This window comes from Enterococcus sp. BWB1-3, from assembly GCF_016745275.1.
Lineage (GTDB): Bacteria > Bacillota > Bacilli > Lactobacillales > Enterococcaceae > Enterococcus_L.
This window is the reverse complement of record NZ_JADOEP010000001.1, coordinates 18,112-32,321: the sequence shown is the minus strand read 5'-3', so window position 1 is coordinate 32,321 and position 14,210 is coordinate 18,112. Positions and strand designations below refer to the sequence as shown.

Annotated in this window: 13 protein-coding genes and 1 other annotated feature (1 of these 14 running past the window's edge); of the genes, 6 read left to right on the top strand and 7 right to left on the bottom strand. The window is 38.5% G+C overall.

Going from position 1 to position 14,210, the window contains the following annotated elements; all coding sequences use genetic code 11:
* Positions 1-148, bottom strand: a binding site (T-box leader); it reaches 69 nt to the left of the window's first position.
* 47 nt (positions 149-195) lie between these two features.
* Positions 196-2,205, bottom strand: coding sequence for a muramidase family protein (locus IW492_RS00260; RefSeq protein WP_202064022.1), 2,010 nt, complete (start codon positions 2,203-2,205; stop codon positions 196-198).
* Positions 2,206-2,486: 281 nt separating this feature from the next.
* On the opposite strand from IW492_RS00260, the gene IW492_RS00255 reads away from it, so the two are divergent.
* From IW492_RS00255 to IW492_RS00235, 5 genes are all read left to right on the top strand, one after another.
* A complete protein-coding gene (locus IW492_RS00255) occupies positions 2,487-3,149 on the top strand; it encodes a DUF1700 domain-containing protein (protein ID WP_202064015.1) in 663 nt (220 codons plus the stop codon).
* Positions 3,149-4,195, top strand: a complete 1,047-nt coding sequence (locus tag IW492_RS00250) for a DUF4097 family beta strand repeat-containing protein (RefSeq protein WP_202064013.1) — start codon at positions 3,149-3,151, stop codon at positions 4,193-4,195. Before IW492_RS00255 ends, IW492_RS00250 begins: the two co-directional genes overlap by 1 nt.
* A gap of 199 nt (positions 4,196-4,394) precedes the next feature.
* Positions 4,395-5,045: a phosphatase PAP2 family protein gene (locus IW492_RS00245; protein WP_202064011.1), complete on the top strand. Its 651-nt coding sequence runs from the start codon at positions 4,395-4,397 to the stop codon at positions 5,043-5,045.
* 14 nt (positions 5,046-5,059) lie between these two features.
* Positions 5,060-6,028 carry a TIGR01212 family radical SAM protein gene (locus tag IW492_RS00240; RefSeq protein ID WP_202064010.1) on the top strand — a complete coding sequence of 323 codons (969 nt, stop codon included), beginning with the start codon at positions 5,060-5,062 and terminating at the stop codon, positions 6,026-6,028.
* Positions 6,028-6,591, top strand: a complete 564-nt coding sequence (locus IW492_RS00235) for a class I SAM-dependent methyltransferase (RefSeq protein WP_202064008.1) — start codon at positions 6,028-6,030, stop codon at positions 6,589-6,591. The genes IW492_RS00240 and IW492_RS00235 overlap by 1 nt, the downstream gene beginning before the upstream one ends.
* Before the next feature lie 548 nt (positions 6,592-7,139).
* Here IW492_RS00235 and IW492_RS00230 read toward each other — a convergent pair.
* The 4 genes from IW492_RS00230 to IW492_RS00215 form a co-directional block, all read right to left on the bottom strand.
* The gene (locus tag IW492_RS00230; protein ID WP_202064006.1) at positions 7,140-7,694 is read right to left on the bottom strand and encodes a hypothetical protein; all 555 of its coding nucleotides are present in this window, start codon (positions 7,692-7,694) and stop codon (positions 7,140-7,142) included.
* 155 nt (positions 7,695-7,849) lie between these two features.
* Entirely contained in the window at positions 7,850-8,275 is a 426-nt protein-coding gene (locus IW492_RS00225; RefSeq protein WP_202064004.1) for a hypothetical protein, read from the bottom strand.
* A 233-nt stretch (positions 8,276-8,508) separates the two neighbouring features.
* A complete protein-coding gene (locus tag IW492_RS00220; RefSeq protein ID WP_202064002.1) occupies positions 8,509-10,278 on the bottom strand; it encodes an ABC transporter ATP-binding protein in 1,770 nt (589 codons plus the stop codon).
* The gene (locus tag IW492_RS00215) at positions 10,275-11,993 is read right to left on the bottom strand and encodes an ABC transporter ATP-binding protein (RefSeq protein ID WP_202064001.1); all 1,719 of its coding nucleotides are present in this window, start codon (positions 11,991-11,993) and stop codon (positions 10,275-10,277) included. Before IW492_RS00215 ends, IW492_RS00220 begins: the two co-directional genes overlap by 4 nt.
* A 229-nt stretch (positions 11,994-12,222) precedes the next feature.
* On the opposite strand from IW492_RS00215, the gene IW492_RS00210 reads away from it, so the two are divergent.
* A complete protein-coding gene (locus IW492_RS00210) occupies positions 12,223-12,870 on the top strand; it encodes a TetR family transcriptional regulator (RefSeq protein ID WP_202063999.1) in 648 nt (215 codons plus the stop codon).
* Positions 12,871-13,349: 479 nt separating this feature from the next.
* Here IW492_RS00210 and IW492_RS00205 read toward each other — a convergent pair whose 3' ends face one another.
* Both IW492_RS00205 and amaP read right to left on the bottom strand, forming a co-directional pair.
* Positions 13,350-13,595 carry a GlsB/YeaQ/YmgE family stress response membrane protein gene (locus tag IW492_RS00205; RefSeq protein ID WP_202063998.1) on the bottom strand — a complete coding sequence of 82 codons (246 nt, stop codon included), beginning with the start codon at positions 13,593-13,595 and terminating at the stop codon, positions 13,350-13,352.
* 244 nt (positions 13,596-13,839) lie between these two features.
* Positions 13,840-14,118 (bottom strand): alkaline shock response membrane anchor protein AmaP, encoded by a 279-nt coding sequence (gene amaP, locus IW492_RS00200; protein WP_202063997.1) that lies wholly within the window; start codon positions 14,116-14,118, stop codon positions 13,840-13,842.
* Between the last annotated feature and the right edge of the window lie 92 nt (positions 14,119-14,210).

Genomic DNA, 14,210 nt, shown 5'->3' with positions numbered 1-14,210 from the left:
GCTCTATCGGCCGCCGCCGTTCTTATCTACTGTTTAATTCAACAAGAATCAGCTACAAGGCGAGTTCAAAAGCTTCTGTGCGTATTTTCACCAGCCATACGCTCTCTAAAACAGAGTTCTTTCTACTACTCCTTATCATTGCTGTAGTTATATATGACGTTATACTAACAAATTTCCTTGCGCATTTCAATCCTTTTACGCAACTTTCAACTGCTGTCCAATATAAATTATATCTCCGGTTAAATTATTCAGCTGTTTAATTTTTTGAATTGTTGTAGAGTACTGGTTAGCCAGCTCCCATAATGTATCGCCGCTTTTCACCAGATGTGTCTTGCTGCTTGAGCTGTTGGAATTATTGGTACTGCCGGAGCTGCCGCCGCTGGATGCCCCGCTGCCTTTTTTCACAATCAAACGTTGCCCAGGATAAATCAGATCACCGCTGATATTGTTCCAGCTTCTAAGATTCGCTATACTCACTCCGTTGCTGTTAGCAATTACCCACAGGCTGTCACCAGATTTCACGGTATAATACGTATCCGTTGTCGTTCCAGTACTGCCTGAATTATTATTGTTTGAAGAACTGCCGCCGGTATTGGTATTTCCTGTGCTGCCGCCTTTTTTTACAATCAAGCGTTGACCGGGATAAATCAGGTCGCCGCTGATATTGTTCCAGCTTCTAAGATTCGCTATACTCACTCCGTTGCTGTTAGCAATTACCCACAGGCTGTCACCAGATTTCACGGTATAATACGTATCTGTTGTCGTTCCAGTATTGCCTGAATTATTATTGTCTGAAGAACTTTCCCCTGTACTTCCTGTGCCTCCATCTGAGGAAGTACTGCTGCCTTTCTTCACAATCAGTCGTTGACCAGGATAAATCAGGTCGCCGCTAATATTGTTCCAGCTTCTAAGATTCGCTATACTCACTCCGTTGCTGTTAGCAATTACCCACAGACTATCACCAGACTTCACGGTATAATACGTATTTGTTGTTGTTCCGGTATTATCAGAATTATTGTTGTTATTGTCGGAGGATGAGCCGCCGGTATCCCCAGTACTCCCTCCGGAAGATGTCCCGCTACCTTTTTGCACAACCAGCTTTTGTCCAATATAAATAGTGTCGCCGAATAAATTATTCCAGTTTTTAATATTGGTAATGGTCGTTCCATATTTGCTGGCGAGTGCCCACAAGCTGTCTCCGGAGACAACGGTGTGAATCACATCCTGATTGTTTGACGAAGAACCGCCGCCAGTTCCTGTTCCATCGGTACTACTGTCTGTGTTTCCTCCAGTATTCCCATCGGTTGACGGTGTGTCGTACTGAGTCAAATTATTGGCCTCAATCAGAGTATTTAATTTTGCACCATATGCTGGATCAGTTGCATAACGTCCTGTCAGCCATGCTGTTGCATCCCTGTAAGAACTTGTATTACTTTTCCAAGCGCCGGAATAATAATATACGCCGGACTGAAATGATGTATTTCTTAAAACATAGGCATTATCATGAAAAGATTCCGTAAATGATGGATATTTACGAAACGCTTCATTTTTAGCGACCCATTCCCCATTCAAATATTCCCAGGTATTCATGTATACTGATTGACCATTATAGCTTCCTTTAATCCCAAACAAATTATAATACGGTGCCTGAGCTAACGAGCTCGCCCCTGAACCACTTTCAAGAATAGCCTGAGCAATCATTACCGAGGTATATAAGTCATTTGCTGCTGCAACGGTTTGAGCATGCCCGGAGATACTGTTTATAAAAGAGGACGTACTGACAGACGCACTTGCTGCTGCAAAAGGAGCAGGTTCAGTACGTTCATCTAAAGAGACTGGATTTTCTTCTGCTGCTGTCGATTCTTCTGTTACAGCTTCACTTTGGATCGTTTCCTCTATAGACATTTCAGAGTCGTCTATTATTTCTGAAGAAGCGGTCTCCTCCGCCCAGGAATCATCTGCTGTGTTTTCTATGTTTGTTGTTTGTATATTGTCCAGATATGTATCAGTAGCCGATGGCGCAATTTCTGCACTGTCTGCTTCCCCATCTGTTGCTTCTGCAACACCTGGTAATAAAGCCGCTGTACTGGCAATAGAAGAGACAGCCAAGGCTGAACTGAATATCGTAGTTCCTTTTTTTAATTGTTCAACCGCTTTATAGTGTTGTTCTGCTTTCCTTCTTTCTTTTCGTGACAGCTTTTTCATAAGTAGGTCCTCCATCTATAATAGAAAAAAATTCTTCTTTATAAGTATACATGTTTTTAATAAAAAATAAAAGATTTATAAAAATATAACATCTATATTCATTTTAGAAATATTTCTTACGTTTAGTTTTTATAGTATTAAATCCTCTCCGTCTTAAGACCTACTTTACTCTTTACCTTAGACCGATTTTCCGCAAAACTACTTGTTATTCTTTTCGTAAAAACTTATAGTGTACATGAGAGAAACATCGTAGAAATTATTGAATGAAAAGAGGGAATCGTATGAATAAAGAGCATTTTTTGATCGAACTCAAAATATATTTAAAACCCCTTTCTCCTCAACATCAGGCAGCTGTTCTAGAAAAATATGACACACTTTTTGAAGAACGGACAGCTGCTGGAGAAGCAGAAGAACAAATTGCTAAAAGTTTGGGAAAACCCCGTTCTATCGCAGAAGAAATCCTAAAGGAGTTTGGTATTGATATCCCTGAAAAAAAGCTGACCAGAGATGGCTGGCAGGAGATTCCCTCATCAGAGGAATATGACGAATACACTGAATTTGAAAAATTCGTATCAGAACATCCCTATAAAGAAGAACTCTTTGATACACGGCCTCCTGAAAAAATAGGCATGCGTGTTTTTAAAAGCTGTGCATTGCTGGCTTTTGATTTTCTGTTTATGATCTGGATGTTTGTTGCTTTCGCCGCGGTCGTTTTTTCATGTTGGATTGCAGCGATCGTTCTGGTTCTTTCACCAATTCTAGGAACATATTCACTGATCGTTGGATTTAATGATGCCGGACTGTTTCAGCTGTTCTTCACTATTTTTCTTTCCGGTATCGGAATTATTGGTGTAGTTATTTTATTGCCGCTTACACGGTTATTCTTCAGTTCATTAAAGAATTACATCAAATGGCATGGTAAAGTGTTTAGGGGGCGGGCATAATGAAAAAAGTCACTATTTTCTTTCTGATTCTCGGTATTCTGGCAATAGCCGTCGGCGGGATTGGCAGTGCAGTATTCTATCAGCGGGCGAAAATATCAATGGTAAAAAATCAGCAGGAAGCTTATACTATCAAAAATAAAAAAGATATCAAAGAGCTGCATTTAACTCTTTCCGGCAATGCTGCTTACATTCTGCGGTCTTCAACAGATAATCAGGTGTCCATGAATACTCAAAGCAGTGTTACTACACCCATTAACAGTTCCTTTGATGCAAAGGAATCAAAAGAAACGCTCACAGTATCTGTCAGCGGAAATCAAAAAAATGAAACTTTTGAACAGTTTGACTTTCAGTTTTTCCATCTTGAAGATTCCCAAATTGAACTGACCATCCCAGCAGATATTGAGCGCTTGGTTATTGATGGTGATGCATCAGGCACAATTGACGTCTATGATTTTATCACTACCAAGTTGGAAGCAACAATTGATCATGCCGATATCAATTTTATTTCTAATACATCAGAAGAGATAAATATAAACAGCAGGAATGGATATATTAATATTTATGGTGACAGCCGCATTGAGAAACTATCTCTAAAAAGTGAGTATGGTAATACCAGTATTTATGGCTTTACAGGTAATGAGGTTGAAATCATTACTTCAAGTGGAAATATAGACTTAAACGATGTAAAAACTTCTAAATTAACCGCAGATTCTAAAAATGGAGAGTTCTATATCATTGATCTCCGGGGGGATGTGGAGCTGACCGGGAAAAGCGGCTCTATTTACCTGGCTGGAGAGAATCTTCCTAAAAAGATGAACGCTGTGATGGAACACGGAGATATTGAAATCGATTTACCCCAGGGAGTAGATAATATCACAATCAAAGCCGAATCCGAACTGGGAGATGTAGATCTTTTAGATGAAGAAAGCTCTACTTATAAACGCGGAAAAAACGGTAGTGAATTTGAACTAAAAACTAATACAGGAGATATCTCTGTTTATGATATATATTATTATGAGGAAGAGTATGAAGAATACGAAGAATAGTTATTTTCACAGTATTCCATCTAAATAGAACATAATAGGGCTGAAGCAGATAATCATTTATTCGCTTCAGCTTTTTTCATTAAAATTTATTAAATAAGCTCCGACTCATTTTTTAATAAACCATAATGCGGTATACTGAATAAGCGTGTCAAAAATTTTCTGTAGAAAAACAAATGACTAAAAGGAATGACTTATATTAATGAAAAACAACCTTTATTATCAGTTTGCCGGCAGCTGCTTTCTTCTCGTTTTTATATTTCTTGGATACACAGTGAAGTTCTACTCCGAATGGCTGAACGGCTTTGATCAAACACTCACTGCAATTATTCGAACTCCTTACCCTGCACTTAATCAGGAATTTATCTGGTACACAAAATTTGCCAATCCATTGACTGTTGCCATTTTAACAATGACAATTGTAGGAGTACTTGCGTTGAAAAAGTATTATGCAGAAGCTCTGTGGCTCTTGATTAACACAGGCTTTGCTGCAGGTATTCTGAATTCGCTGCTAAAATTGATATTTCTACGGGAACGTCCGGATCTGGAACATCTAGTAACAGAACACAGCTACAGTTTTCCCAGTGGTCATTCTACCGGAAGTGTCCTGCTCTATGGTACAATCATTCTATTATTGCCATTATTTGTCAAAAAAGATTCTCTGCGCTTGACTTACCAAATCCTATTGGGAATTGGTATCCTCTTTATTGGAATCAGCCGGGTCTACTTAGGCGTTCACTTTCCAAGTGACATACTTGGAGGGTTTTGTTTTGGTCTTTCATGGCTTTTAATCAGCTATCCCGTTTACCAGAAGCTGCGTTTTATATGGCGATTTAAAAATATTCAATCTTAGAAAGAAGACTAAAAATGAAAACTTTTCCTTATACTGATGATCTTAATAAACGCTATCATACATGGAACTATGCTTTACGTCAGCAATTTGGCGGCAAGATTTTCAAGGTGCCTCTTGATGGCGGCTTTGACTGTCCAAATCGCGATGGTACAGTTGCTAAGGGCGGCTGTACATTTTGCAGTGTATCCGGATCTGGAGACATGATTGTTGCACCTCACGATCCGCTTCCAGTGCAATTTCAAAAAGAAATTCAAATGATGCATGGAAAATGGCCAAATGTGGAACAATACATTGTTTATTTCCAAAATTTTACCAATACTCACGCACCTGTTGAAGTTATTCGTCATCGCTTTGAACAGGTTGTTAACGAAAAAGGTGTTGTCGGGCTGGCAATTGGAACCCGCCCTGACTGTTTGCCTGATGATGTAGTAGACTATTTAGCTGAGCTGAATAACCGCTATTATTTATGGGTAGAACTAGGACTTCAGACAACCTTTGAAGAAACCAGCAATGCCATTAACCGTGCACACGATTACCAAACCTATTTAGACGGCGTAGAAAAACTGAGAAAGCATAATATTCGTGTGTGTACCCATCTGATTAATGGCCTGCCAGGGGAAAATCTGGATATGATGCGGGAAAATGTCCGCCGAACAATTATAGATTCAGACATTCAGGGAATCAAACTGCACTTGCTTCACTTGATGACCAACACAAAAATGATGCGGGATTACAATGAAGGTCGTCTTCAGTTGATGACCCGTAAAGATTATGTCTCTGTGATCTGTGATCAGCTGGAAATGATTCCCCCGGAAATAATTATTCATCGATTAACCGGGGACTCTCCTTTTGATTCTTTAATCGGTCCTATGTGGAGTCTGAAGAAATGGGAAGTATTAAATGCCATCGATAATGAACTGAAAGACCGCGACAGTTATCAAGGAAAATACAATGTCCGGACTAACGGGGAGGTATTAGCATAATGCTTCAGACATCCCTTCATTTCAGCCACCGACTGCTGGAAGAAATCATTCAGCCTGGCGATCAGGTAGTTGATGCCACTATGGGAAATGGACATGATACTGCTCTATTGGCAAAACTTGTGGGAATCACTGGTAAAGTCTATGCTTTTGATGTTCAAAAAGCAGCAATTGATGCAACACGTAAATGTTTGAGTGAGCAGAAGCTGATGGAGCAGTCCACCTTGTTTCATCAGGGCCATGAGACAATCAAGGATGTAATTACTATAGAAACTCCCATTAAAGCAGCTATCTTTAATTTAGGCTATCTCCCAAAAAGTGATAAAGAAATTATCACTCAGCCTGACACGACAAAAGCAGCTGTTGATGCGCTCCTTGATCGTCTGGTATCTAAGGGACGAATCATTTTGGTCGTCTATTATGGGCACGAAGGAGGTAAAGAGGAGCTGTCTATGGTTGAAGCTCTTTGCAGAAACCTTCCACAACAGAACTATAATGTTCTGAGTTATCAGTTTATCAATCAAATGAATCATCCGCCGATTTTATATTGTATTGAGAAAAAATAGGTAGAAATGAATAAAAGAATGTTCACATCTTCAGAAAAGTTGTGGGCATTCTTTTATTCTATGATTTTTTTCAGGCTCTATAATATCTAGTGTTGGTAAGGTTATATTCACCGGCACTTTTTCTTTTTGAAAAAAACAGGAAAGATATCTTGAAATCCGTTAGAAGTAAAGTCGACCAAAACCAACCTGCAGGAGTGTTTCAAAACGTCTTTATCCGAGCAGACCAAAGATTCCTTAGATATTCTAGACCCTAACCTTTCTTTTGAAGAGAATTTTTTTCAAAAAGTTTCCATCAAAAGACAGCTCTGCTTTCAGTTCAATGCTTTTGTAACCTACTGCCGTCAGTGCTGCTTTCACTGAGCGGATCTTTTTGTATAGAGGAACCTATTTCCTCAAGAAGAAACCAAAAGCAACACTGAAAAAGCAAACAGGGTGACATGGATTAATATGTTCCCTGTTTGCTTTTTCTAGCGTATTTCTTTTACCAACACTAGTTGACAATGAGCCTTTATCTTCAGTGATTCTTTATAAAGTTTATTTTTTTGGTTTTAAATATTTCTCGCTTCCCATATTTGTCCCACATATGAGTTATGATTATAATAAGTATAAATTGTATTAGCACCAGAAAAATACCAGAGAGCTCCCGATGGCAAAGCTGTCCCTGAAAGGGTTCCATTAAAAGTCCGTGTCGCCTGTGTTGCTGTTCCTACCATAGCAGAGTCCCCTAATGTTTCCCACCTTGTATATGGACCACCATCAGTTGATTGATAAACGCAACTAATTGAATGCCAACCTATTCCACTAGGGAAAGTGCCTGTCCCTCTTGCGCCATACTTCAAAAGCACATGAGTAAATGTTGGAGTTACTCCTCTTGCTAATACAGGGCCTTGAACATTTCCGGCCTTCTCAGCTCTTTCTTCTAATATCTCTCTAGCTTCTTCCACTAATATAGCTTCTGAATCGTTCTCACTGTCAATTTCTGTTTCTTGATTGTTCGTCGTTACGACAGCCTGTCCATACAGGAATGCCCCGTCAGGTAATTCAACAACCTTATCTGTATCACTGACTCCAAAGAATATTTCAGAATCATCACCACTTTCCAAAATTCCTTTTTTAATCGGATCTTCAGCAATGGCAACTTATGGCTCTTTGTATTGAGCTGCATCAACTTCTAGATTTGAAACCAAAAAAACACCGCTAAATAAAACTAAAAATAATACTTTTTTTATTTGCTTCTCTCCTTATTTAAGTTAGTAAGTTATTTCACCTTTTCATAAAATGAATCAATTTCTCCCTTTTTATCATTTAGTAAATATTTAAGTTCTTTAATAGTTACACTATTTTGGTCTGTAGTTGCATCTACAGGGGTTCCTTCAATAATCGCACTTCCTGTCAGAATTGTATGACTATCAAGAATTACTACCTGATCTGAATCGCTGTAGTAAGTGTCAATGTCTTCTATCAAATCAACTGTTTTTCCATAACCGAAAACTTTGCACAATTCTTCAACACTCATTTCTGAAGGAGCTAATGTTAATACTTTCACCTCGTCTACAATAGTACTGCTGTTAACCATGTCCTTTGCATTTTCCGAAGTTGTACTTGTGGAATCATATTGACTACCACAACCTATTAATGTAAATACACCAAGAAGTAAATAAATAGAAAATACCCTTTTACGCATTTAAAAAGCCTCCCTAAACACAATTATTAACTTTCTTACAAAAGTAACATCCCCAAAACAATTGTATATCCATATTTTAGTATACACATACATTACTGAAAATAATACTTTTTTTAGTTAATCAACATTATTATTAATAGAGTAAAATTAAAATAGTTATTTATCTGCATTGTTTTATTGTTTACAAAAAACGTATGGAAACTGAAAGTTTCCATACGTTCTCTTTATCTGTTCTATTCCAATACAAACTGATTATGATACAACTCAGAGTAGAATCCATGCTGTTTCAACAGCTGATGGTGGCTGCCTTCTTCAATGACTTTCCCATCACGCAGCACCACAATTCGGTCAGCATTTAAAATTGTCTTCAAACGGTGAGCAATTACAAAACTCGTTCTTCCTTTAATCGCTTCATCCATTGCCTTTTGAATCTTTGCCTCTGTTACCGTATCCACATTACTTGTTGCTTCATCCAGAATCAACAAGGATGGATCTGTCAAAATCGTTCGTGCAATGCTGACAAGCTGCTTCTGTCCTGTACTGAATACATTGTTTTCTTCCGTAATCAGTGTATCGTAGCCATTTTCCAGCCCTATGACAAATTCATGAATATTTGCCTGTTTTGCTGCATTGACTACTTCATCGTCTGTTGCAGAAGGTTTGCCAAAAGCAATATTTTCCCGTATTGTTCCTGAGAACAATACAGAATCCTGCAGAACAATTCCCACGTGAGAACGCAAACTTTCCAGGCTCAGTTCTCTAACATCTGTCCCGTCAAAAGTAACCGAGCCCTGATTCACATCGTAAAAACGATTCAGCAGATTCATAATGGTTGTCTTGCCGGAGCCTGTCGGCCCAACTAGAGCGACCATTTCACCTTTATTAACTTTAATTGATACGTCTTTCAAAATTGGAATTTCAGGATCATACCCAAATTCAACATGATTCAATGCAACTGATTCATTGACTCCGCTGATTTCTTTTCCATCAGCCGGGTTGATCTCATCCGGCTCATCAAACATTTCATTAATTCGGCGAGCCCCTGTTACCGCAAGCTGAATCATACTGTATCCAGAAGAAATCTGCATCAACGGCTGATAATACTGTTGCGAATACTGAACGAACATTACAATCAGTCCCAAACCAGCTGCACGATCCACCTGCCCGTTAAGCGCCAGCCAGCCTCCAAAAAAGATAACGATTGCGGTATTGACTAAAGACATTCCCTGCATCATTGGAAACAGCAGACCTGAGTAAACTTGCCCTTTAAAAGTCGCTTCCCGAACTTTCTTATTCTGTTTCATAAAGCCGTCAATCGTCTCGTCCTGAAGACCATACGTAATAATGACACGCTGCCCGCTAATTTTTTCATCCATGTAACCATTCAGCTTTCCGACTTCATCCTGCTGAAGATCCACATACTTTCGTGCCTTTTGAATAATGACTACAGCAATGACAATCGCTACCGGTGTTAAAGCAATAGTCGCCCATGCCAGCTCCACATTTTGCCGGAACATCATAATAATCACACCAACTATTAACGCCGCGTTGGTCAGCACTTGAAGCAGTGCCTGATTCAAGCTGTTTTGAATATTGTCCAGATCACTGGTAAATCGACTTAAAATTTCTCCATCCTTGTGAGAATCAAAGAAACGAATCGTCAATCTTTCCAATTTATTAAACAAGCCTATACGCATGCGGTTTGTTGATTCCCCTACAACTTGGGTAAATAAAATACTGTAGATGAAGTTTGCTGCACTCGTCAGCACATAAAAAATCAACAGTTTCCAGATTACATTGATGAATGCACTCTTATCATCGACACCCTGACTCAATGAGAGCGCATATATTGTCAGCTCTTCTATTGCTTCACCCACAAACTGAGGAGCCTTTACCTGCAGATAAGTGGCAACTGCAATTGTAATGAAAATAATCAGAAAGGAAAGTTTGTATTTCTTCAAATAATGATAAAAGAATTTACTTGCTTTAATTAAATCAGTCATTCATCCTCATCCTTTCCTTTTTGAGTCTCATAAATTTCTCTGTACACATCATTTGTTTCTACCAATTCTTTATGGGTTCCTTCCCCAACCAGACGCCCTTTATCCAAGACCAGAATGCGGTCTGCATTCACAACAGAAGATATTTTTTGAGCGATAATAATTGTTGTCGTATCCCCCAGATCATTTTCCAGTGCTTCTTTTACCAGACCTTCTGAACGGGCATCCAACGCACTGGTGCTGTCATCTAAAATCAGTATTTTAGGTTCTCCGATAACCCCCCTGGAAATAGACAATCTTTGCTTCTGACCACCTGAAAAGTTGCTGCTGCGTTCTTCAACAGGTGCTTCATACTGCAAACCAAGTTTTTCAATAAATTCTCTAGCCTGTGCAATTTGAGTTGCACGATTCATATCTTTTTCATCCGCGTCCTTCTTTCCCTGACGAAGATTCTCTGAGATGGTTCCTGAAAATAAAATAGCTTTCTGAAGGACAAAGGAAACAGTTTTACGCAGACTGTGTTCATTCACTTCACGCAAGTCTACACCACCTACTTTAACTGTACCTTCTGATGGATCGAACAGGCGAGGAATCAATTGAGCCAAGGTAGATTTCCCAGCTCCTGTTGCACCGACTACCCCAATTTGTTCTCCTTGCTTAATCGAAAACGAAACATCCTTCAATGTAGGTATATCATCTCCGGGATAATGGAATGTGACATTTTCAAATTCAACCTGTCCGTCAAGTTCTTGCTCTGGACCGTCTACATAAGTAATAGCCGGAACAGCTTCCATAATTTCCTTAATCCGCTTGATTGAAACAGCAGCACGTGATGTCATCATCATCATCATTCCACCGATAATAATCGCCATCATAATCTGCATCAGATAGCTCATGAAAGAAGCCATCCCGCCAATAACTGTCGGATCTCCCTTGACCAGATCACTGACAAAAAAAATAGCACCTGCCACTGCCAGATTGGCTACCAGCATAAACAATGGAATCATCACAGAAAATAATGTCCCAACAATCACATTATGCTTCGTCAAATCATCACTGACCTTGGAAAATCTCTTTAACTCATTTTTTTCCTGAACAAAAGATTTCACAACACGAATACCAAGTAAATTTTCTTTTGCCAGTAAATTTACTCTATCTATCAAATCCTGAATAATTGTAAAGTGCTTTCCCATTTGAGAAAAAGAGAGCATCGTAATAATTACAACACTAACAACCAATAAAATAATAATCCACCACAACTGCGGCAGTGTAATCATTGCCAAAGCAAAACTGCCGATAAACAGTATGGGAATCCTAAATAATGACTGTAACGCAATCATGATGACATTCTGAATTTGAGTAATATCATTTGTTAACCGAACTACCAGACTCCCTGCTGAAAATTCTTCAATATTCGCAAAGGAAAATGTCTGGATCTTTCGAAAAGCTGCTTCTCTGATATCTGCACTGACTCCCTGGGCTACTTTTGCAGAAAAAATTGTGTTAAATACACCGGCTATCAAGCCCAAAACAGCAATCCCAATTAAATACATTCCTAATGATTTCATCTGATTATCGTCTTCTTTTATAATTGCTTCCAATACCTGCTGAAGCAGTTTTGGCTGCCAAAGTGCAGACATAACCATGATAATCACTGTAAATAGCGCAATGATGGTTTCTTTTTTATACTTTTTTACATAATCCATCACAATGTTCATTTATTCCCCTTCTTCCCTGTAAAACTAGTCTATTCCCTCTTTCAGCACGTTACTTTAATTTGAAGAGGAATGTGTTATTATAAACATAGAAGCAGACAGTTAGCGAGACACAGACTAACAGCTTTATCCCAGTTATTTAACACCGTAAAATAGACCGCATAACAATTTACCATTTCTGTGCAAAAAATACAAGCCATCTGCCTAAATTTCAGACTAAAGGATGAGAAAAATGGAAACAAAGTTATCACGGGAAAAAATTATCAAGACAGCTTTCCAGCTTTTGGAAGAAACCCCTGATATAAAAAGACTGTCCATGCGCAATATTGCAAAAAAGATTGGCGTTCAGGCTCCCGCTCTTTACTGGTATTTTCAAAATAAGCAGGCCCTTCTGCAAAGTATGGCTGAAGATATAGAAAGTCAATTGCAGGAACCTGACCTACAGGAAAACTGGAAAGACACCTTGTTCCTATATATGGAAAACTATTATGAACTGTATCAACGCATCCCTTGTGCTTTGGAAATTGAGATACAAACAATCCCTTCTTCTCCTTCCCGACTGATCCACTACAATAATATGTTGGGAGTCTTGAGGATGGCTGGTTTTTCTGTGGAAACAAGCTTTACTGCGGTCAGTTCTCTTCGACATCTGCTTTTCGGATTATTAGTGGATGCGCATGAAGAACAGCAGATTTACTCTAAAATTCTTAACGGCGATCAGTATTTAAGCCAACAGGTTGTTTTGATGAAGCAGTCTATCCAGGAGCATCAGTTGAAACATGTTGAAGAAAGCTTCCGTTACAGACAAAATGAAAAGCATAAAGATATTTTCAGAAAAATGATTACTCTCTTTTTAAATAGTCTGGAAACAGAAAAGTAGGTTTACTCTTTTTCTATAAATAAAAATAGGTCTGTGACATTTAGTATGTCCCGGACCCTTGATGCTGCAAAGCTGCTCCATGCCTCTGCGATTAATTGCTTCTCTTTCTGGAATGAATGATCTACTAATTCATTTGACTATCGCACTTCTATTCTTCCACTAAAAAATCTGACAAGGGTGGAACTGACAACTCGAAGCAAACAATGACTGTTTCGAGGAGCGGAACGAAGTCCTTCAATTCTTAGTGGCTTTGCCATTTAGAAATTGATGAGATCGAAACGAAGTCCTTCAATTCTTAATGGCTCTGCCGTTTAGAAATTGATGAGATCGAAACGAAGTGTAGTGTAGTGTAGTGTAGTGTAGTGTAGTGTAGCAAGAATTGCAGATGCAGAAGCACTTACATGCTCTTTAATGCGGCGAATAACCGCAGACACATGGAGAAAACTCATTTATTATTCAATCTTATCAATAAATTGGGCTTAATTGCTTCTTCCAAAGAAGAAGGAAATAACTGCGACGAAAATTACTGCACCGATAATAGACGGAACTAATGCCATGCCTGCCAAGCTGGGTCCCCAGCTGCCAAGTAAAGATTGTCCAATGGCAGATCCCACTAACCCTGCTACAATGTTTGCAATCCAGCCCATTGATTCACCTTTATTTGTAATTGCTCCTGCAATCACACCAATTAACGCTCCTACTAATAATGACCATATCAATCCCATTTTCTATTCCTTCTTTCTCATGATTTTTTCAGTTGCATATTAATTGTACCCTTGTTTCCATTTGCTCTTTCGCTTGGTCTATTTCTCTGTTAATTGCTTTTTTCGCTTTATCAGTTTGATTAGAAGCAAATTCACTTTTATTTTCCGCGAAATCACTTAATTTTTTGAAGTACCCTAGCATCATAAGTCAGTTCGCCTTTTACTGCATTTTGATCTTGTTCTGTAATTACTGCTTCTTGTGAACCTATTCCATTTCACCATTAGAATCTTTGACAGTAACAGCTCTTTCTTTCTTCGGCCAAAAAAGGATGACAAAAAAGAGCGTGATCAATAAAATAAATAAAATCAAACTAGCCCAAAATAAATACAGGTTAAGGTATTGACCAATAAATAAAGAATAAGTAATTTTCATTTTTGGTAATGAAAGAACTGCTGCCTGACTATTGTAGATAATTAACGGAGCTAATAATGTCAAACCAACAATAACCAGTAAGCCTAAAATAAGCTTTTTCCCTCTGTTCAACACCTCTTCCTCCATTCAGACTATAATTCCTTACATTTTTATTCTAAGGATAAAATATATTTTTTTCAAAAATTATGCACTAAAAATGAGAA

Coding starts and splice junctions, on each gene's coding strand:
- IW492_RS00260 (WP_202064022.1), bottom strand. CDS start 2,205: ATGAAAAAGCTGTCACGAAAAGAAAGAAGGAAAGCAGAACAACACTAT.
- IW492_RS00255 (WP_202064015.1), top strand. CDS start 2,487: ATGAATAAAGAGCATTTTTTGATCGAACTCAAAATATATTTAAAACCC.
- IW492_RS00250 (WP_202064013.1), top strand. CDS start 3,149: ATGAAAAAAGTCACTATTTTCTTTCTGATTCTCGGTATTCTGGCAATA.
- IW492_RS00245 (WP_202064011.1), top strand. CDS start 4,395: ATGAAAAACAACCTTTATTATCAGTTTGCCGGCAGCTGCTTTCTTCTC.
- IW492_RS00240 (WP_202064010.1), top strand. CDS start 5,060: ATGAAAACTTTTCCTTATACTGATGATCTTAATAAACGCTATCATACA.
- IW492_RS00235 (WP_202064008.1), top strand. CDS start 6,028: ATGCTTCAGACATCCCTTCATTTCAGCCACCGACTGCTGGAAGAAATC.
- IW492_RS00225 (WP_202064004.1), bottom strand. CDS start 8,275: ATGCGTAAAAGGGTATTTTCTATTTATTTACTTCTTGGTGTATTTACA.
- IW492_RS00220 (WP_202064002.1), bottom strand. CDS start 10,278: ATGACTGATTTAATTAAAGCAAGTAAATTCTTTTATCATTATTTGAAG.
- IW492_RS00215 (WP_202064001.1), bottom strand. CDS start 11,993: ATGAACATTGTGATGGATTATGTAAAAAAGTATAAAAAAGAAACCATC.
- IW492_RS00210 (WP_202063999.1), top strand. CDS start 12,223: ATGGAAACAAAGTTATCACGGGAAAAAATTATCAAGACAGCTTTCCAG.
- IW492_RS00205 (WP_202063998.1), bottom strand. CDS start 13,595: ATGGGATTGATATGGTCATTATTAGTAGGAGCGTTAATTGGTGTGATT.